This window comes from Croceibacterium aestuarii (assembly GCF_030657335.1).
In the GTDB taxonomy this organism is placed as follows: domain Bacteria; phylum Pseudomonadota; class Alphaproteobacteria; order Sphingomonadales; family Sphingomonadaceae; genus Croceibacterium_B; species Croceibacterium_B aestuarii.
In genome coordinates this window covers 2,949,477-2,966,902 of record NZ_CP131039.1, presented here as the reverse complement: position 1 = coordinate 2,966,902, position 17,426 = coordinate 2,949,477, and the positions used below count along the sequence as shown (strand labels likewise).

At 68.5% G+C, this 17,426-nt stretch carries 18 protein-coding genes; 11 read left to right on the top strand and 7 right to left on the bottom strand.

The window, feature by feature from the left end:
- The first annotated feature begins 30 nt into the window (after positions 1–30).
- Both uvrC and Q7I88_RS14665 read left to right on the top strand, forming a co-directional pair.
- Entirely contained in the window at positions 31–1,974 is a 1,944-nt protein-coding gene (gene uvrC / locus Q7I88_RS14670) for an excinuclease ABC subunit UvrC (RefSeq protein WP_305096651.1), read from the top strand.
- Positions 1,975–2,053: 79 nt separating this feature from the next.
- Complete coding sequence (locus Q7I88_RS14665; protein WP_305096650.1) at positions 2,054–2,872, top strand: universal stress protein; 819 nt, start codon at positions 2,054–2,056, stop codon at positions 2,870–2,872.
- A 75-nt stretch (positions 2,873–2,947) separates the two neighbouring features.
- Here the strand turns inward: Q7I88_RS14665 and Q7I88_RS14660 are convergent, their stop codons facing one another.
- On the bottom strand, positions 2,948–3,802 hold the full coding sequence (locus Q7I88_RS14660; RefSeq protein WP_305096649.1) for a PRC-barrel domain-containing protein: 855 nt from the start codon (positions 3,800–3,802) through the stop codon (positions 2,948–2,950).
- A 101-nt stretch (positions 3,803–3,903) separates the two neighbouring features.
- Entirely contained in the window at positions 3,904–5,118 is a 1,215-nt protein-coding gene (locus tag Q7I88_RS14655; protein WP_305096648.1) for a S8 family serine peptidase, read from the bottom strand.
- Between the two features lie 90 nt (positions 5,119–5,208).
- Here Q7I88_RS14655 and Q7I88_RS14650 point away from each other — a divergent pair, with 90 nt between their 5' ends.
- Both Q7I88_RS14650 and Q7I88_RS14645 read left to right on the top strand, forming a co-directional pair.
- Complete coding sequence (locus Q7I88_RS14650) at positions 5,209–5,700, top strand: RNA polymerase sigma factor (RefSeq protein ID WP_439648394.1); 492 nt, start codon at positions 5,209–5,211, stop codon at positions 5,698–5,700.
- On the top strand, positions 5,697–6,392 hold the full coding sequence (locus Q7I88_RS14645) for an anti-sigma factor family protein (protein ID WP_305096647.1): 696 nt from the start codon (positions 5,697–5,699) through the stop codon (positions 6,390–6,392). The genes Q7I88_RS14650 and Q7I88_RS14645 overlap by 4 nt, the downstream gene beginning before the upstream one ends.
- A 312-nt stretch (positions 6,393–6,704) precedes the next feature.
- On the opposite strand, the gene def is transcribed toward Q7I88_RS14645, so the two are convergent.
- Positions 6,705–7,271, bottom strand: a complete 567-nt coding sequence (gene def, locus Q7I88_RS14640) for a peptide deformylase (protein WP_305096646.1) — start codon at positions 7,269–7,271, stop codon at positions 6,705–6,707.
- Positions 7,272–7,390: 119 nt separating this feature from the next.
- Between def and Q7I88_RS14635 the strand changes: the two genes are divergently transcribed.
- On the top strand, positions 7,391–7,771 hold the full coding sequence (locus Q7I88_RS14635) for a nuclear transport factor 2 family protein (RefSeq protein WP_305096645.1): 381 nt from the start codon (positions 7,391–7,393) through the stop codon (positions 7,769–7,771).
- 1 nt (position 7,772) lies between these two features.
- Here the strand turns inward: Q7I88_RS14635 and recR are convergent, their stop codons facing one another.
- Positions 7,773–8,369, bottom strand: a complete 597-nt coding sequence (gene recR / locus Q7I88_RS14630; protein ID WP_305096644.1) for a recombination mediator RecR — start codon at positions 8,367–8,369, stop codon at positions 7,773–7,775.
- 80 nt (positions 8,370–8,449) lie between these two features.
- Here recR and fmt point away from each other — a divergent pair, with 80 nt between their 5' ends.
- The 3 genes from fmt to Q7I88_RS14615 are packed head-to-tail and all read left to right on the top strand — an operon-like array spanning position 8,450 to position 10,552.
- Positions 8,450–9,367: a methionyl-tRNA formyltransferase gene (gene fmt, locus Q7I88_RS14625; RefSeq protein ID WP_369426068.1), complete on the top strand. Its 918-nt coding sequence runs from the start codon at positions 8,450–8,452 to the stop codon at positions 9,365–9,367.
- Positions 9,368–9,413: 46 nt separating this feature from the next.
- Positions 9,414–10,157: a tRNA pseudouridine(38-40) synthase TruA gene (truA, locus tag Q7I88_RS14620; RefSeq protein WP_305096643.1), complete on the top strand. Its 744-nt coding sequence runs from the start codon at positions 9,414–9,416 to the stop codon at positions 10,155–10,157.
- 26 nt (positions 10,158–10,183) lie between these two features.
- Positions 10,184–10,552 (top strand): hypothetical protein, encoded by a 369-nt coding sequence (locus Q7I88_RS14615; RefSeq protein WP_305096642.1) that lies wholly within the window; start codon positions 10,184–10,186, stop codon positions 10,550–10,552.
- 10 nt (positions 10,553–10,562) lie between these two features.
- Here Q7I88_RS14615 and Q7I88_RS14610 read toward each other — a convergent pair whose 3' ends face one another.
- Positions 10,563–12,767 (bottom strand): transglycosylase domain-containing protein, encoded by a 2,205-nt coding sequence (locus Q7I88_RS14610; protein ID WP_305096641.1) that lies wholly within the window; start codon positions 12,765–12,767, stop codon positions 10,563–10,565.
- A 117-nt stretch (positions 12,768–12,884) separates the two neighbouring features.
- Here Q7I88_RS14610 and Q7I88_RS14605 point away from each other — a divergent pair, with 117 nt between their 5' ends.
- Positions 12,885–13,808: a TauD/TfdA dioxygenase family protein gene (locus Q7I88_RS14605; protein ID WP_305096640.1), complete on the top strand. Its 924-nt coding sequence runs from the start codon at positions 12,885–12,887 to the stop codon at positions 13,806–13,808.
- Positions 13,809–13,884: 76 nt separating this feature from the next.
- Complete coding sequence (locus Q7I88_RS14600; RefSeq protein ID WP_439648345.1) at positions 13,885–14,991, top strand: zinc-binding dehydrogenase; 1,107 nt, start codon at positions 13,885–13,887, stop codon at positions 14,989–14,991.
- Here Q7I88_RS14600 and cobS read toward each other — a convergent pair.
- Positions 14,988–15,971, bottom strand: coding sequence for a cobaltochelatase subunit CobS (gene cobS, locus Q7I88_RS14595; RefSeq protein WP_305096638.1), 984 nt, complete (start codon positions 15,969–15,971; stop codon positions 14,988–14,990). The genes Q7I88_RS14600 and cobS overlap by 4 nt on opposite strands.
- Before the next feature lie 76 nt (positions 15,972–16,047).
- On the opposite strand from cobS, the gene Q7I88_RS14590 reads away from it, so the two are divergent.
- Positions 16,048–16,686 carry a glutathione S-transferase family protein gene (locus tag Q7I88_RS14590; RefSeq protein ID WP_305096637.1) on the top strand — a complete coding sequence of 213 codons (639 nt, stop codon included), beginning with the start codon at positions 16,048–16,050 and terminating at the stop codon, positions 16,684–16,686.
- Here Q7I88_RS14590 and Q7I88_RS14585 read toward each other — a convergent pair.
- Positions 16,683–17,378: a winged helix-turn-helix transcriptional regulator gene (locus Q7I88_RS14585; protein ID WP_305096636.1), complete on the bottom strand. Its 696-nt coding sequence runs from the start codon at positions 17,376–17,378 to the stop codon at positions 16,683–16,685. The two genes, Q7I88_RS14590 and Q7I88_RS14585, sit on opposite strands and share 4 nt — an antisense overlap.
- Between the last annotated feature and the right edge of the window lie 48 nt (positions 17,379–17,426).

Genomic DNA, 17,426 nt, shown 5'->3' with positions numbered 1-17,426 from the left:
GCGGCGGGCACGAGGTCCTATCTCGGGCCCATGTCCCGCACTCCGGCAGGTTCTCCTCACGATCCGCGCGGCGCCGAGCGCTTCAACGAGGAGCGCGCGACCTATGTCGTCCAGGGTTCGAGCAAGCCCGACATCGAGGCCGGGACCAGGGCGATCCGAGACACGGTCAAGACGCTCAAGCCGGTGCCGGGGGTCTACCGCATGCTCGATTCCCGCGGCGACGTCCTCTACGTCGGCAAGGCGCGGGCGCTGAAAAACCGGGTGGCGAATTACTGCCAGGTGGCGAACCTCTCCGGCCGCTTGCAGCGCATGGTGGCGCAGACGCGCGCGATGGAAATCGTCACTACCAACTCGGAAGCCGAGGCGCTGCTGCTCGAAGCGCAGCTGATCAAACGATTCCGCCCGCCTTACAATGTCTTGTTGCGCGATGATAAGAGCTTCCCTTTCATCCTTTTGCGCGCCGAGCACGATTTTCCGCGGATCATGAAGCACCGCGGCGCGCGCAAGGCCAAGGGCGACTACTACGGTCCTTTCGCCAGCGCCGGATCGGTCAACACGACAATCAATGCTCTGCAGAAGCTCTTCCTCTTAAGATCCTGCACCGACAGCTTTTTCAGCCGCCGTGACCGGCCATGCCTGCTCTACCAGATCAAGCGCTGCTCGGCGCCGTGCGTGGGGCGTATCGACAAGGCCGGCTATGCCGAACTGGTCCAGGAAGCGCGCGACTTCCTGACCGGCAAGTCGGGGGCGGTGCAGGCCAAGATCGAGACCCAGATGGCCGCCGCGGCCGAAGCGCTCGACTTCGAAAGCGCCGCCATGCTGCGCGACCGGCTGCGCGCGGCGACATTCATTCAGGGCAGCCAGGCGATCAACGCCGGCGGAGTCGGCGATGCCGACGTCTTCGCGCTCGCGGCCAAGGGCGGGCAGATCGGCGTCCAGGCGTTCTTCATCCGTGGCGGGCAGAACTGGGGCCACCGCGCCTTCTTCCCGAGCCACATCCAGGACGTCAGCGACGAGGAGGTTCTCGCCCGCGTGCTGGCCCAGTTCTACGAGGAAGTGCCGCCGCCGCGCACCATTCTGGTCGATCGCGACCTGCCCGATCGCGCGCTGCTCGAAGAAGCTTTCGCCGTGATCGCCGAGCGCAAGGTCGAGATCAGCGTGCCGCAGCGCGGCGAGCGCCGCCGGCTGATGGAACAGGCCGCGCGCAATGCCACTGAGGCTCTCGACCGCCGGCTTGCGGAGAGCGGAACGCAGGCCCGGGTGATGCGCGAGCTGACCGAATTCCTCGAACTGCCGGAAGTCCCGGCGCGGATCGAGGTCTACGACAACAGCCACATCCAGGGCACCAAGGCGGTCGGGGCGATGGTCGTCGCCGGGCCGGAAGGTTTCCTCAAGGGCCAGTACCGCAAGTTCAACATCCGCAGCGCACAGACCAACGACGATTTCGCCATGATGCGCGAAGTGATGACCCGGCGCTTCAGCCGCGCGCTCGAAGAAGACCCCGAACGCGAAAGGGGGATCTGGCCGGACCTCGTGCTGATCGATGGCGGCAAGGGACAGATGTCGAGCGTGCGCGACACGCTCGAGGAACTCGGCATCGAGGATGTGCCGCTGATCGCCATTGCCAAGGGCCCGCACCACGGGCGCGAGGGACGCGAGGTATTCCACTTCCCCGACGGGCGCGAGAAAATGCTGCCGGTCAATTCGCCGGTGCTGTTCTATCTCCAGCGGCTGCGCGACGAGGTTCACCGCTTCGCCATCGGCGCGCACCGGGCCAAGCGCAGCCGGGCGATCAGCGCCAGCCCGCTCGACGAGATCCCCGGCATCGGCCCGGCGAGAAAGCGCGCACTGCTGCTGCACTTCGGCACGGCGGGCAAGGTGCGGGCGGCGAGCCTCGTCGACCTCCAGCGCGCGCCCGGAGTCAGCGCGGGCGTGGCCCAGGCGGTGTACGACTTTTATCACCCCGGCGGGTGAACTCGCACCTTTGACCGCCATCAATGCACGCACCCCTCGCGTGGAGGATATCCGCCGCGCTTGTTCCTGGGAGGCGCAAATGCGATCGATACTGCTCCATGCTCGCGATGACGACGCGTTCGATGTCCGCCTGCAGGTCGCTCTCGACCTGGTGCGAGCCTTCGACGGCCATTTGACCTGTCTCCAGGCGGTGTCGCTCGATTTCGCGATGTCCTGGGACGTCGACGGCATTTTGTCGGCAGAAATGGCCCAGGTCGTGCGCGAGCGGGCCGAGGCTTTCCGCGCGAAGTTGCAAGTCAGGCTCGCGGCGGAAGACGTTCGCTGGGAATGGGACGACCGGATCGGGCTGGGCGACAGCGTGTTGCAGGAATTCGCGGCGCTGAGCGATGTCGTGGTGGTCGGGGCAGGCGCGCCGAAGAACGCGGCGGCACCCTCGTGGCTGGCCGGTGCGCTGGTGATCCACGCCCGCGTTCCCGTGCTTGCCGTGCCGGAGGGCTGCCCGGGGCTGCGATGCGATGCGCCGGCGCTTGTCTGCTGGAACGGGTCGGTCGAGTCCTCGCGCGCGCTGCGCGCTGCCGTCCCGCTGCTGGCATTGGCCGAGAGCGTGACGCTGGCCACCGTCGGCGACGGCGAGACCCAAGGCGAGGAAGTCGACCTGCCCCCCGTGCAGGGGGCCGAATATCTGGCGCGCCACGGGATCGACTGCGAGATAGTCCGCCTTCCTTGGACCACACGCAAGGAAGTGCCCGGGCAGCTGCGCGAAGCGGCGCGGGCCCGCAACGCCGGGCTCGTGGTCATGGGCGCCTATGGCCATAGCCGGATGCTGGAAACCCTGCTTGGCGGGGTGACCCGCGACATGTTGTCCAATCCGCCTGCGCCGCTGCTGATGGCCAACTGAGCCCGGCGCGAAAAAGACGCCCGGCAGGGAGGAGATGTCCTGCCGGGCGCCGCGAAACGAGCGTGCCGTGGGGGGTTAGCCGGCGTTCGCGCCCGTTTCGTCCTGCTGGTCGGCAAGGCTCTTGATCGAGCCTTCGCCCATCGCCGAGACGACGGCATTGCCACTGCCGGAGAAATTGCCGGCGGGGATCAGGGCCTTCTTGCCATCGACCTTGACCAGCAGCTGCTGCACGCGGCCCTGCGAATCCGCGACGACCTGGCGGACCTTGCCGATCTTGCTGCCGTCGGGCGCCAGCACCGGCATGCCCTTGTCGACGGCGAAGGCGCCGGAGCCGCTGGCGGCGGCGCTGCCGGCCACGGCGAGCGAACTGTAGGCGGCCGAGGCGGCACCGCCGGCCGCACCCTGGGCGCTGCCCGAAGCCGAGCCGGCGAGGGCGGCCGCGCTACCGGCTGCCGAGCGGGCCGTACCGACCGCACCGGCGGCCGTACCGCGCGCCTGCTGTGCGGTCTGGGTGCCGGCCGCGCGGGCCGACTGTGCGGCCGAACGCACGGTATCGGTACCGACCAGCTGGGCCGAAGCGGAGCCCTCGCCCGAAGCCGATCCGTTACCCGAAGCGTCGAGCAGCGGGCCGGTCAGCGTCCCTGCGCCGTTGGCGCTGCCGCCACCATTGGCGTGGACCTTGCCGCTCTTGCGGTCGGCCCTGGCCGAGCCGTGGCCGCTGGCAGCACCGTCGAGCGTGCCGCGGGCAGAAGGCAGGTCGGAGGTCGGATTGGGCAGGTCGGGCGCGCTCGGCAGCGAGGGCAGGCCGATCGCGCCGGTTCCGCCGAGCGTGCCGCCAAGCGTGCCCCCGCCGCTGCCGCCCAGGAGCTGGGCCTGCGCGGGGATCGAGATCAGCGCCATCGCGGCGCCGGCAATCAGAAGGGACTTCATGGCTGTTCTCCTTGTCGCATCGCCGGTGGGAAATCCCGCCGGCTCGCAAGGAAAACGGATGCCGCGCGCCGTTTAATTCACGGCGCCGGCGATTTTTCGCGTCACTTGCCGCAGCTACGGCACAGCAGGCCGCGGCCGTACTGCTTGTCCGCCCCGCGCGGGCCGAGGTCTTCAGCCTCGCGGTCGAGCCGGGCGCGCCAGTCGCCGCCGGCGTCGAGCGCCGCGGCGAGCCGGGCGGCGACGAGCGGGGTGGCGAACGAGGTGCCGCGCACGCTTTTGTTCCGGCCGCTGCGAGTGGCGGCGCGGATATCGGCGCCGGGCGCGGCGTAATCGAGGTGCAGCGCGCGGCCGGCTTCGATCAGCGGCCGGGCGCGGCCGTCGACGGCGGTGACCGCGACGACCCCGGGATAGGAGGCGGGGTAGGAGGGCGGCGCGGCAGGGCCGTCGTTGCCGACCGCGGCGACCACCACCAGCCCGGCACGGCTTGCCCCGGCGATGGCTTTGGCGAGCACCGCGTTGTTCGGGCCGACCAGGCTGATCGTCGCCACCTTCGCGCCGCTTCCCGCCAGCCAGTCTAGCGCGCGGGCGATGGCCAGCGCGTTTCCGCCCGCCGGATCCTTGCCATAGACGTCGGCGGCCAGGACGCGGCGCACTCCGGCGCGGGCAAGCAGCGAGGCGACCGCGCTGCCGTGGTCGCTGGCGTAGGGCGCACCCCTGGCGAATCCACGCTGCGCGGCGACGGCGGCGCCCTTGCCCGGGGCGCCGTCGATCATACCGACGGTGGTGGCGATCGCATCCGCGCTCGCGCTGGCCGCCGCCCATGCGGCGAGCGCGGCACCGGATTCGAAGTAGATATTGTCGGGGGCGATCTCGGCCTCGGGCGCGGCCTTGCTCAGCAGCGCCTCGGCAGCGGCCAGCTTGACGCCCCTGGGCAATTGCAGCCGTGCGACTTCGAGCCCGAGCGCGCCGAGCCGGTCGCGTGTGATGAGCGCGAACCCGACCGCTTTTGCCGCCTCGAGCGTGGCCGCATCGGGATCGAGCAGCAGCAGTTCGCCGCGCCGCGCCGGTGCGCCGCGCGCATCGGCCTCGACCGAGTCGCGCTCACGCCGCAGCAAGCGGTCGATCCGGGCCTGACGCAAATCGAGCAGCTGGTCGGCAGTTTCGCGCAGGGTTTCGGTCGTTTGGTCGAGCGTGCGCCCGATCGCATCGCCCGCTGGCGGCACCGGCGGCAAGCGCACGCCCGGCAAAGCCAGCTGCGCCGCGGCTGGCAGCGCCGGGGCGAGCAGCGCGAGGGCGAGCAGGGCGGGACGAAACATGCGCATCGGCTATTCTCTTGAGATTTTACCTTAAGCGTGGATGAAACGCGCGGGCCCATCCGTTTAATCCATGCAACCAACGAGGCGACCATAGCTGACGACGGTTTCGAGCAAGGAGTCCTGGCGTTGCTGCCGCGCTTGCGGCGCTTCGCCATGGGCCTTGCGCGTCACCCGGCCGACGGCGACGATTTGTGCCAGGCGACCGTTGAACGCGCGCTGACGAAGCGCGAGCAGTGGCAACCGGGCACGCGCCTCGATAGCTGGATGATGAAGATGATGCGAAACATCTGGATCGACGAGAGCCGCGCCCGTACCCGCCGGGGCGAAACGTTCGTGGCGGAGGAAGCCGGGCTCGGCGTTGGCGGCGACGGCGCGCAGGAGGCCGCGGTGGTGCTGGGCGACATCGACGCTGCGCTGCGCACCTTGCCCGACGAACAGCGCGAGGCGGTGCTGCTGGTGATGGTCGAGGGCTATGCCTACAAGGAGGCGGCGGAGATCGTCGATTGCCCGGTCGGCACGCTCAATTCGCGGCTGGTGCGCGGGCGCGATGCGCTTCTCGCCAAACTGGGAGAGGCACCATGAGCGTGACGCCCGAGGAGCTGGCCGCCTTTGCCGACGGCGAACTGGCCGAGCCGCGCCGCGCCGAGGTCGCCGCCGAAGTCGCGCAGGACGCGGCGCTTGCGGAACAGCTGCGGCGTCACAACGAGCTCAAGGCCAAGCTGGGCGCGCATTTCGCCCCGGTCCTCGACGCGCCGGTGCCAGATCGTCTCACGCAGATGCTCGGCGGCGGCGAGGCGAGGGTGGCGGACATCGCGGCCGCCCGGCAGCGCCGCGAGGCGAGGCGCGGCATTCCGCGTTGGGCTTGGATCGCCGGCCCGGCCCTGGCCGCTTCGCTCGCGCTCGCGGTGTTCCTGCCCCGCGGCGGCTCGCTGCCCGAAGGCTATGCCGGGCCGGATGTCGCCTCCGCGCTCGACGGGCAGCTGGTGGCGACGCAGGGCGACGATGCGCGGGTCAGGGTGCTGGTTAGCTTCCGCGACAGGGACGGCGACTATTGCCGCGCCTTCAGCGCCGCCGCGCAAAGCGGCATCGCCTGCCGCGACGACACCGGCTGGAAGCTCGAATTCAGAGGCCCGGGCCATGTGCAGAGCGGCACCGACTACCAGATGGCCGGGGCGGAAAACGCCGACCTGCTGGCGAGGGCGCAGGACATGGCGGCGGGCCCGGCGTTCGACGCGGCGGCCGAGGCGGCGGCGAAGGAGAAGGGGTGGCGCTAGGCCAGACGTCGCGCGTCAGCGCCTGCCTCAATGCTCAGGGCAGGGTGACTGAAGTTACACCAGTAAACCTGGGCTAAAACCAAGAACTGCCGTATTTTCAAAGACTTGCCGGCGAAAGCTCTGACTATCGCAGGGTTACTCACGGGGGGCCCGGAAAAATATCGCGCGACACTCACCTCGCGGCGCGCATCGGCGCAAGGCGGAAGTGGAGGGCGGGTACGAAGCGGCATCGCCGGGACCATGCAGCAAACGAATGCCTGTAGGAAAGGGCTTTTCAGGCCCGGGGGCGAGGTAACTCAGGCGCGAGGTGGCTCAGGCCGCCTTGCGCAGCTTCTCGAGCTTCTTGAGCGCCATCTGCCGCTTGAGCCGGCTCAGGTGGTCGATGAACAGCACGCCTTCGAGGTGGTCCATCTCGTGCTGGATGCAGACCGCCATCATGCCTTCCATGTCCTCTTCGTGGACCTTGCCCTCGAGGTCCTGCCAGCGCACCCGGCAGCGCGCCGGGCGGTCGACGTCGGCATAGATCTCGGGGACCGAGAGGCAGCCTTCCTGGTAGGTCTTGAGGTCGTCGGACGGGTCGAGGATTTCCGGGTTCACGAACACCCGCGGATCGTTCTTGACCGGCTGGTGGGTATGGGCGTGGCCGTCATGCTCGCAAGGCACCGGCTCGGCATCCTCGTCCGGCTCCTGCAAGTCGATGACGAGCAGCCGCAGCGGCTCGCCGACCTGGATCGCCGCGAGACCGATGCCGTCAGCGGCGTACATCGTCTCGAACATGTCGTCGACGAGCGTCTTGAGCGCCGCGTCGAAGGTTTCGACGCGGGTGGATACGGTTTTGAGCCGGGGATCCGGCACTTCGAGAATTTCACGGATGGCCATGGGCGGGAAAATAGGCACTTCGCGCGCGAACGACAAGTGAACGCGGCAACTGGCGGAACAGCTTTTCGCGTCGGCGCATTCTTCTTGGGTAGCATTTTCCTTCGAGAAGGAGACAAGCGATGCCTGACAGCGCAACCATCGAACGGCTCGAGCGCGATTTCTGGCGCGCCCTGGTCGACAAGGACGTCGGTACCGCCTCGGCCATGATCGCCGACGACTGCCTGATTGTCGGCCCGAGCGGCGCGATGCGCATCGATCCGGACAAGTACCGAGGCATGATGCAGGACGGGAAGTGGCGGCTCGACGCCTTCGATTTCTCGGACGTGGAGGTCGTGTTCCCGGCCGAAGACACCGCCATCGTCGCCTACAAGGTCCGTCAGACCGGCGAGATGAAGGACGGCCCGATGGACCTGGCCTGCGCCGACAGCACGACCTGGGTCAGGGACGGCAGCGAGTGGAAATGCGCGCTGCACACCGAAACCATCCTCGAACAGGCCTGACCTAGCCCATCGGCCTCCGCGCCCTGAGCGCCTGCGCGAGCGTGCCTTCGTCGAGATAGTCGAGCTCGCCGCCGACCGGCAGGCCGTGGGCGAGCTGGGTGATGCGCACCGGGTAGTCGCCGAGCCGCTCGGCTATGTAATGCGCGGTGGTCTGGCCTTCGAGCGTGGCGTTCATCGCCAGCACGACCTCGTCGATGCCCCCGGCGGCGATGCGTTCGATCAGCGTGCCGATGCCCAGATCCTCGGGCCGCACCCCTTCGAGCGCCGAGAGCCGTCCGCCGAGCACATGGTAGCGGCCGGTGAACAGCTTGGCCCGGTCGAGCGCCCACAGGTCGGCGACTTCCTCGACCACGCAGAGCTGGCGGGGATCGCGCCGGTGGTCGGCGCAGATGCCGCAGGGGTTGCGGGTATCGACGTTGCCGCAGATCTCGCATTCGACCAGCGTGTCCTGCACCGCGGCGAGCGCCTCGACCAGTTGCACCAGCGAAGTCTCGCGCCGCTTGACCAGCCACAGCACCGCGCGCCGCGCGCTGCGCGGGCCGAGGCCGGGCAGGCGGGCGAGGGCGGATGCCAGAGTCTCGATCTCTTGCGATGCCATGACGAGCCCCTTATCCGCTCGCGCTGAGCTTGTCGAAGCCCGCTTGCGCCGCTCTGGCGCCCTTCGACAGGCCAGGGCGAATGGAATTCGGCACTATGCGCATCGTCTTCATGGGAACGCCGGACTTTTCCGTGCCGACCCTTCGTGCGTTGCACGAAGCCGGGCACGATATCGTGGCCGCCTACACCCAGCCGCCGCGTCCCGCGGGACGCGGCAAGCAGGAGCGCAAGTCCCCCGTCCACGTCGCGGCGGAAGCAATGGGGGTTCCCGTCTGCCATCCGCATTCGCTGCGCGATCTCGACACCCAGGCCGATTTCCTTGCCCACGAGGCGGAGCTGGGCGTGGTCGTCGCCTATGGCCTGATTCTGCCCAAAGCGGTCCTGGAAGGGCCGGTGCACGGCTGTCTCAACGTCCACGCCAGCCTGCTGCCGCGCTGGCGCGGGGCGGCGCCGATCCAGCGGGCCATCCTGGCCGGCGATCACGTCACCGGGGTGACCATCATGCAGATGGAGGAAGGCCTCGACACCGGCCCGATGCTGGCGAGCGCCCGGGTTCCGATCGAGGACAAGACCGCCGGCGAGCTCCACGACGAACTCGCCGAGATCGGCGCCCACCTGCTGGTCCAGACCGTGGATCAACTCGGCGAGCTCAAGGCCGAACCGCAACCGCCGGGTGCGACCTATGCCGCCAAGATCGACAAGGCGGAAGCGCGCATCGACTGGCGCAAGCCGGCCGAACTGCTCGAGCGCGAAGTGCGCGCCTTCGCCCCCTTTCCCGGATCGTGGTTCGAGCTGGGCAGCGAGCGGGTGAAGGTGCTGCGCGCGCATGTCATCGGTGCCAATGGAGCCACCGGCGCGGTGCTCGACGACCGGCTGACCATCGCCTGCGGCAATGCCGCGCTGCGCCCCGAACTGGTTCAGCCGGCGGGCAAGCCGCCGATGGACGCCGCGGCCTTTCTGCGCGGACACAAGGTTGCGCAAGGGACGGTGCTGCGATGAACGGGCTTCGCGTCTCGCTCTCTCCCCTTCAGGCAAGAGGGCTTGCATGACCCGCTTCGCCCTGACCCTCGAATTCGACGGCGGTCCGTTCATGGGTCTGCAACGCCAGGACCACGGGCCGAGCGTGCAGCAGGCGGTCGAGACGGCGGTGACGGCCGTCACCGGCGAGATCGCGACCCTGCAAAGCGCCGGGCGGACCGACAGCGGGGTGCATGCGCTGGCCATGCGCAGCCATGTCGACATCGCCAAGGAGATCGAACCGTTCCGGCTGATGGAGGCGCTCAACGCGCTGCTGCGGCCCGATCCGATCGCGGTCCTTGCCTGCGAGGTGGTGGCGGACGACTGGCACGCGCGGTTTTCGTGCATCGGCCGGGCCTACGAATACCGCATCGCCAACCGCCGCGCGCCGCTGACGCTCGAGCGCGGGCAGGCCTGGCACATCGCGCGCGAGCTCGATGCCGAGGCGATGCACCGCGCCGCGCAGCACCTCGTCGGGCGCCACGACTTCACCACCTTCCGTTCGGCGCATTGCCAGGCCCGGGACCCGGTCAAGACGCTCGACCGGCTCGACGTCAGCCGCGAGGGCGATCACGTGATCGTGCGGGCCGAGGCGCGCAGTTTCCTGCATCACCAGGTCCGCTCGATGGTCGGCACGCTGGCGCTCGTCGGCCAGGGGCAGTGGCGCGAGGCGCAGGTGGCGGAGGCGCTGGCGGCGCGCGACCGCGCCGCGCTCGGCCTCAACGCCCCGCCGGAAGGGCTTTACTTCGTTCGCGCCGTCTACGAAGATTGACCGGCCGGTACTCGGGGGGCACGCCGATGAAACTGCTCGACAAACCGTGGATGTCGCACCGCGAGTTCGAGGCCAACAAGGACGGGCTCAATATCGTTTTCGGCGCTGTGCTCGGCTTTGTGCTGGCGGCCGCGGAGAACCTGGGTGTCTACGACTATGCAATCGTGCTGATCGGGAGCGCGGGCGCGGTCATCACCATTCTTTACATCAGCGCGAGCAGCCACCGCGTGCTCTATTCATTGTTTGCGTTAGCTTTCGCGGTCGCGCTCCCGCCGTCGGTGCGCGTCGCGACTGGAAGCGCGGCGCCGGACAAATTGATGCCGACCCTGCTGATATGGGCGGTGGTCGCCATCATCCTCGAATTTGCCCCGCGCGAGCGCCCACCCGGCGAGTAGCAGCTCGACGTCATGACGGAGCCGGCTGAGGTTGCGGCGGAGCGGTGGGTGCCGCTTGCGGCTGAAGCTGAACCCCGTTGGCGTCGATGCGGACGCCCACGGGCACCCCTTCAACCTCGCCGTTGATCGTCGCCCCGCCGCTGTCGATGTTGAGCGTCGCGCCGCTGTCGCCGAGCGGGATGTCGCCGACGTCGGGTACGTCGAGCGGCTTGACCGGGCCTTGCGGGTTGGGGCGCGAGGTCGGTTTCGGCGCGACCTGCCTGCCGAGCGCCTGGGTCATGAAATCCTTCCAGATGCGCGCCGGGATGGTCCCGCCGTAGACGCCCGGCATCGCCGTATCGTCGTCGTTGCCGACCCATACGCCGACCACCAGGTCGCCGGCGAAGCCGACGAACAGCGCATCGCGGTGGTCCTGCGTGGTGCCGGTCTTGCCGAAGTTGGGGATCGACAGCCGCGCAGCGCGTCCGGTGCCTTCGTTGACCGCCTTGCGCAGCAGCTGCTTGATGTCGGATTCGGTGCGCGAGGAGAAGCTGTCCTTGCCGTCGAACAGGCTGCCCAGGAAACCCGGGCTTTCGACCGGAAAGGCGGTCGGTTCGACCGGGAAGGAGTTGCCAGCCACCCCCGCATAGGCGGCGGTGAGCTCGAGCAGGTTCATCGCCGAAGTGCCGAGCGCCAGGCTCGGGTCGCCCTCGGCCAGCTTCGAGCTTACGCCGAGCTGGCGCGCCATGGCGATTACCGCGCTGGTCCCGACTTTCTGCTGCAGCCGCACCGCGGCGACATTGCTCGAATGGGCGAAGGCGTCGGCCAGGGTGATCGAGGGCGCATACCGGCCCTCGGCATTCTTCGGCCGGTACGAACCCTCGGTAATCTCGGAGCCGTCGATGGTGTCGTCGGGGCTCATCCCGGCGTCGAGCGCGGCGAGATAGACGAACAGCTTGAAGGTCGACCCCGGCTGTCGCTGCGCCTGGGTGGCGCGGTTGAAGGCGGATTGCGCATAGTCCTTGCCGCCGATCATCGCCACGACCTCGCCGTTGGGATGCATCGCCACCAGCGCGACCTGCGCCTTGCCCAGCGGGGCGCGGGCAATCGCCCGCCGGGCCGCCTCCTGAAGGCGCGAATCGAGCGTCGTCGTCAGCGTCTCGCGCGAATAGCCGACGTCGCTGAGCGTACGCGCCTCGGGCAGCGCCCAGTCGGCGAAATAAGTCCCGGTCGGGAGGTCGCCGTCGAGGTTGCGCACGTCGAGGCGCGGGGGCTTCATCGCCCGGGCCTCGGCCTCGGTGAGATAGCCGGCGGCGACCATCGAGCGGACCACGATCTTCATGCGCCGCTCGGCGCGGTCGTAATGGTCGGTCGGGGCATAGGCCGAGGGGGCCTGCAGCAGCCCGGCGAGCATGGCCGCCTGGTTCGGCTTGAGGTTTTCCGGCTGGCGATAGAAGTAGTGCAGGCTGGCCGCGCGCAGCCCGTACATGTTGTCGCCGAAATAGGCGTTCGACAGGTAGCGTTCGAGGATCTCGTCCTTGCTCAGCCAGGCTTCGAGCCAGAACGCGATCAGCGCCTCGCGCGCCTTGCGGGTCAGGCTGCGTTCCGGGGTGAGGAAAGTGAACTTGGCGAGCTGCTGGGTGATCGTGCTGCCGCCGCCGGTGCCGGTGAAGGCGGCGCGGGCAATGCCGCGCGGATCGACGCCCCAGTGGCTGTAGAAGCGCCGGTCCTCGGTGGCAATGAACGCCTCGACCACGTGCGGCGGCAGCTCGGCGACCTCGACCGGGGCCTCGACCACCGCGCCGTTGCGGGCGATCGGGGTGCCGTCGCTGGCCAGCAGCGTGACCTGCGGCGGGGCGATCGGCTGGAGCGACTTGGACAGCGGCGCGGTAATCGCCAGCCAGGCGACGAGGGCGAAGAACAGCGCGATGATCGCGGCGACGATCCGGACCGCCCACCAGCGCTTGCGCCGGCCCTGCCAATAGGCGCGCCGCCACCACTTCTGCCGCTTGCGCTCCACTTGCGCCACCGAGCGATCGAGCTGATCGAGGCGCGAATCCCACTCGTCCCACGCCGGCGCAGCGCGGCGGGCGGTGCCCGAGCGGTAGACGATGTCGTCATCGTCGTCGTCCCACGACCGGCCCGGTGCGTCCTGCAACGGGAAATACCCGCTATGGCCGCTGCCCGGCTGCTGTTCGGGGGGATCCTTGCGGCGAAAGATACGGAACATACCCATCGGCCGCTGTGTTAAACGAACAATACAGCGATTGCGAGGGGCTACGTCGGGGCTAGCCAACGGGTGTCGGGCGTTATAGTTAGCTTCCTAATTATTGCCAGAGTGGGACGAGGCGGCATGAACCCCGAGGTCAAATTGCTCGAACCGAGCGGCGCGCTGCTGACCGGCGTCGACTGCGCCCGGCCGGACGACGCGCTGGTGGCGCTGGTCGAAGACCTGATGCGCGAGCACGCGGTGCTGGTGATCCGCGGGCAGGGGCATATCGACGACGCGCAGCACCTTGCCTTCAGCCGAGCCTTCGGCCCGCTCGAGCTGCCCGCCAGCAAGCCCAATGCCCACATGGCGCGGGTCGCCTTCGGGCTCTACGACGTCTCCAATCTCGGCCCCGACGGCGAGATTGCCGATCCGGATTCGCCGCGGGCGAAGATTTCCAAGGGCAACGAGCTGTTCCACGCCGACAGCAGCTTCAACGACCTGCCGAGCAAGTGGTCGATCCTGCGCGGGGTCGTCGTCACGCCCGAGAAGGGCGAGACCGAGCTGATCGACGGGCGGCTGGTCTACGATGCGCTGCCCGGTGCGCTGAAGGCGCGGATCGCCGGGCTCGAAGTCGAGCACAATTATTTCCATTCGCGGCGCAAGGCCGGGGCCACGGTGTCCGACGACAATCCGCTCGCCCCCTATATGCGCGCGGTCCACCCGCTGGTCCGCACCAGCGCCTCGGGCCGCCCGGCGCTGTTCGTCGGCGCCCACGCGGCGCGGATTCTCGGCATGGACGAGGCGGAAAGCACCGCGCTGATCGAGGACCTGCTGGCCTTCGCCACCCAGCGCAAGTTCGTCTACGCGCACAAGTGGCAGGCCGGCGACATCGTCATCTGGGACAACCGCTGCACGCTCCACCGCGGCACCGAATACGACTATCGCCGCTACAAGCGCGACATGCGCCGTTCGACGGTCAACGAAAGCGGCGAGGAGAGGAGCGCGATTCCGGCGCACCTGAGCCTGGCGATGCTGAGCCAGCCGCAGCCGGCGGGCCGGATGTAGCCCCGATCGAGCCCGCCGATTTCCAATCCGGATGCGATCGTCGTAAGCCGGCTTCGAAACGATTGGGATTATGCCGATGACGTATGAAGGCCAGCAACTTCTCACGCGGTTGGACGACGACGGCACCCTGACCGTCGAAATCGTGCCGCAGAGCTGGGAGGAACCGAGCGGTTCTCAAATCCTCGTCCGGGTCGAGGCGGCGCCGATCAATCCCTCCGATCTCGGTCTGCTCTTCGCCAGCGCCGACACGGCGGGCGCGGACTATTCGCCGGGCAAGGTCGTTGCGAAGATGCCCGAGGCGGCGACCCGGGCAATGCAGGCCCGCCACGGCATCGCCATGCCGGCGGGCAACGAATGCGCCGGGACGGTCGTCGCCGCGGGCGAGGCGCCGGCGGCGCAGGCGCTGCTCGGCAAGCGCGTCGCCTGCGTGCCGGGCACGGCTTACGCGACGTACGCGCTCGCCGATGCGGCGATGGCCATGCCGCTGGCCGAGGGCGTCACCGCCGAACAGGGCGCATCGAGCTTCGTCAACCCGATGACCGCGCTCGGCTTCGTCGAGACGATGCGAAAGGAAGGCTTCACCGGCCTCGTCCACGCCGCGGCGGCGAGCAATCTGGGGCAGATGCTGGTGCGGATCTGCGCCGAGGACGGCGTGCCGCTGGTCAACATCGTGCGCAGCGAGGCGCAGGTAAAGTTGCTGCGCGATCTGGGCGCGGAGCACGTGCTCGACATGACCGCGCCCGGATTCGACGCGGCCCTGACCGACGCGATCCATGCCACGGGCGCGATGCTCGGGTTCGATCCGATCGGCGGCGGCACGCTTGCCGGGCAGATCCTCGCCGCCATGGAGCGCTCCGCCAGCCGCGGCGCGGCGTTCAGCCGCTATGGCTCCTCGGTGCCGAAGAAGGTCTACATCTACGGCGCGCTCGATACCGGACCGACGATCCTCAACCGCGCCTTCGGGCTGACCTGGGACCTCGGCGGCTGGCTGCTCACGCCGTTCATGCAAAAGGCCGGTTCCGAAGTGGTCGGCCGGATGCGCGCGCGGGTGATGAAGGACCTGACAACGACCTTCGCCAGCCACTACAAGGCGCGGGTCGGGCTCGAGGAGATGCTCTCGAAAGAAGCGGTCGGCGCATACAACGCCCGGCGCACGGGCGAGAAGTACCTGGTCGTGCCCTAGGCCTTGCCGACCACGCTCTCGGGCAGGTCCACCCCGAACACGCGTTGGTAGTATTCGGCCACCAGCATCCGCTCGGCCTCGTCGCACTTGTTGAGGAAGGTCAGGCGGAAGGCGAAGCCCGGGTCCTTGAAGATCTCGGTGTTCTGCGCCCAGGTGATGACCGTGCGCGGGCTCATCACCGTCGAGATGTCGCCGCCGATGAAGCCCTGCCGCGAAAGGTCGGCGACGCGGATCATGTCGGCCAGCAGCTTGGGGTCGAGGCTCGACTTGGCCTTGACGATTTCCAGCTCGGTCTCGGCCGGCAGGTAGTTGAGCGCGGTGACGATGGACCAGCGGTCCATCTGGCCCTGGTTGATCGCCTGGGTGCCGTGATAGAGCCCGCTGGTATCGCCGAGTCCGACCGTGTTCGAGGTCGCGAACAGGCGGAACCACGGGTTGGGGCGGATGACCCGGTTCTGGTCGAGCAGGGTCAGCTTGCCGGCCTGTTCGAGCACGCGCTGGATTACGAACATCACGTCGGGGCGGCCGGCGTCGTATTCGTCGAACACCAGCGCCACCGGATGCTGCAGCGCCCAGGGCAGCAGCCCTTCGCGGAACTCGGTCACCTGCAGCCCGTCGCGCAGCACGATGGCGTCGCGGCCGATCAGGTCGATACGGCTGATGTGCGCGTCGAGGTTGATGCGGATGCACGGCCAGTTGAGGCGCGCGGCGACCTGCTCGATGTGGGTCGATTTCCCGGTGCCGTGATAGCCCTGGATCATCACCCGGCGGTTGTGCGCAAAACCGGCGAGGATCGCGAGCGTGGTGTCGGGATCGAACACGTAGCTTTCGTCGATATCGGGCACCCGCTCGTCGGCCTTGGAGAAGGCCGGAACGGTCCAGTCGATATCGACGCCGAAGGTTTTGCGGACATCGACTTCGGTATCGGGCGCGGCCATCAAGGTGCCGCCTTCGCCTGTGGTGCTGGTCATCTCGTTCATCGCGCTCGAACGCCTAGACGGAGGCGGCGAGGGCTGCAACAAGCAACTCGGCCATTCGAGAGGAAGAGACGCCGCTATGAAGCTCTATGGATTTCCGCTGTCACCGTTCGTTCGCAAGGTCGTGGTCGCGGCACGTGAAAAGGGGCTCGAGTACGAGCTGATCCCGGCCAATCCCAACCAGCCGAGCGAGGAGTTCCTCAAGGTCAGCCCGTTCAGCAAGATCCCGGCCATGTCCGACGGCGATTTCTGTCTCGCCGATTCGACCGCCATCGTCACCTATCTCGAAGCCAAGCACCCCGATCCGGCATTGCTTCCCGCCGAGCCGCGGGCGCGCGGGCGGGCGATCTGGTTCGAGGAAGTCAGCGATACGGTACTGATCCCGGCGGGCGCGCCGATCGTGGTCAACCGCTTCCTGCGGCCGAAGATTTTCGGCACCGAAGGCGACGAGGCCGCGGCGCAGGCGGCCGAAGAGGCGGTCGCCAAGCCGCTCGCCTACCTCGAGGGCGAAGTGGGCGAAGGCTGGCTGGTGGGCGACTTCTCGATCGCCGACATCTCCATCGCCTGCACGCTCAAGACGCTCGGCTACGCCGGATGGTCGCTCGACAAGGCCAGATATCCGGGCCTCGCAGCCTGGTACGACCGGGTCGCCGCCCGCGAAGGCTGGCAGCGCGCCGCGGACGAGGAGACGCAGGTCTTCGCCAGCCTCGGCGGCTAGTCGCCGACTTTCTCCGGCAGGTGGAACAGGTCGACGAAGCGCGTCGCCAGCGCGCGGTCGCCTTCGAGCACCACGCCCGCGTCGGCCAGTTCCTCCGGCGCGACCTTGCCGTAGAAGACCGCGGCGAGCAGCGGCGCTGCCGGGGCGCGGAAAACGACCTGCGCCTCGCCGATCCCCTCGCGGGTGATGGGCAACTGGCCGTCCTTCAGCCTGGCGAGATAGGTCTCTCCAGCCAGGTCAAAGCCGACGACGGCGTCGAATTCCGCGGCGCGGGCCTTGTCGAGCATCGTGCGGAAGCTGAGCATCAGCGAGACCGGTGAGAGCGGCAAGGTCGGGTCGTGCTGCGGGCTTGTCGCCGCCCAGCGGCCGAGTTCCTGGATTGCCGGTTCGGCCAGCTTGCCCCATTCGGTGAGTTCGTAGACCTGGACGTTGGCCGGCGGGGGCAGAGTGGCCCGGCGCACCGCGCCGGCCGCCTCGAGGCTCTCGAGCCGCTCGGTCAGCACCTTGGCGGAAATCCCGCCGAGCGCCTTGCGCAATTCCGAAAAGCGCCGCCCGCCCAGCATCAACTCGCGCACGACCAGCAGCGACCAGCGCTCGCCCACCAGTTCCATCGCGAAGGCGGTGCCGCAGGCGTCCTCATACCATTTGCCGTGCCGGGTTTGCGACGAAGTGGTTTCTTTTTGTAACTTCACAGTTGCTTTTAGTAACTCATCGAGGCACAAATCGCAAGTGCCGAGTCG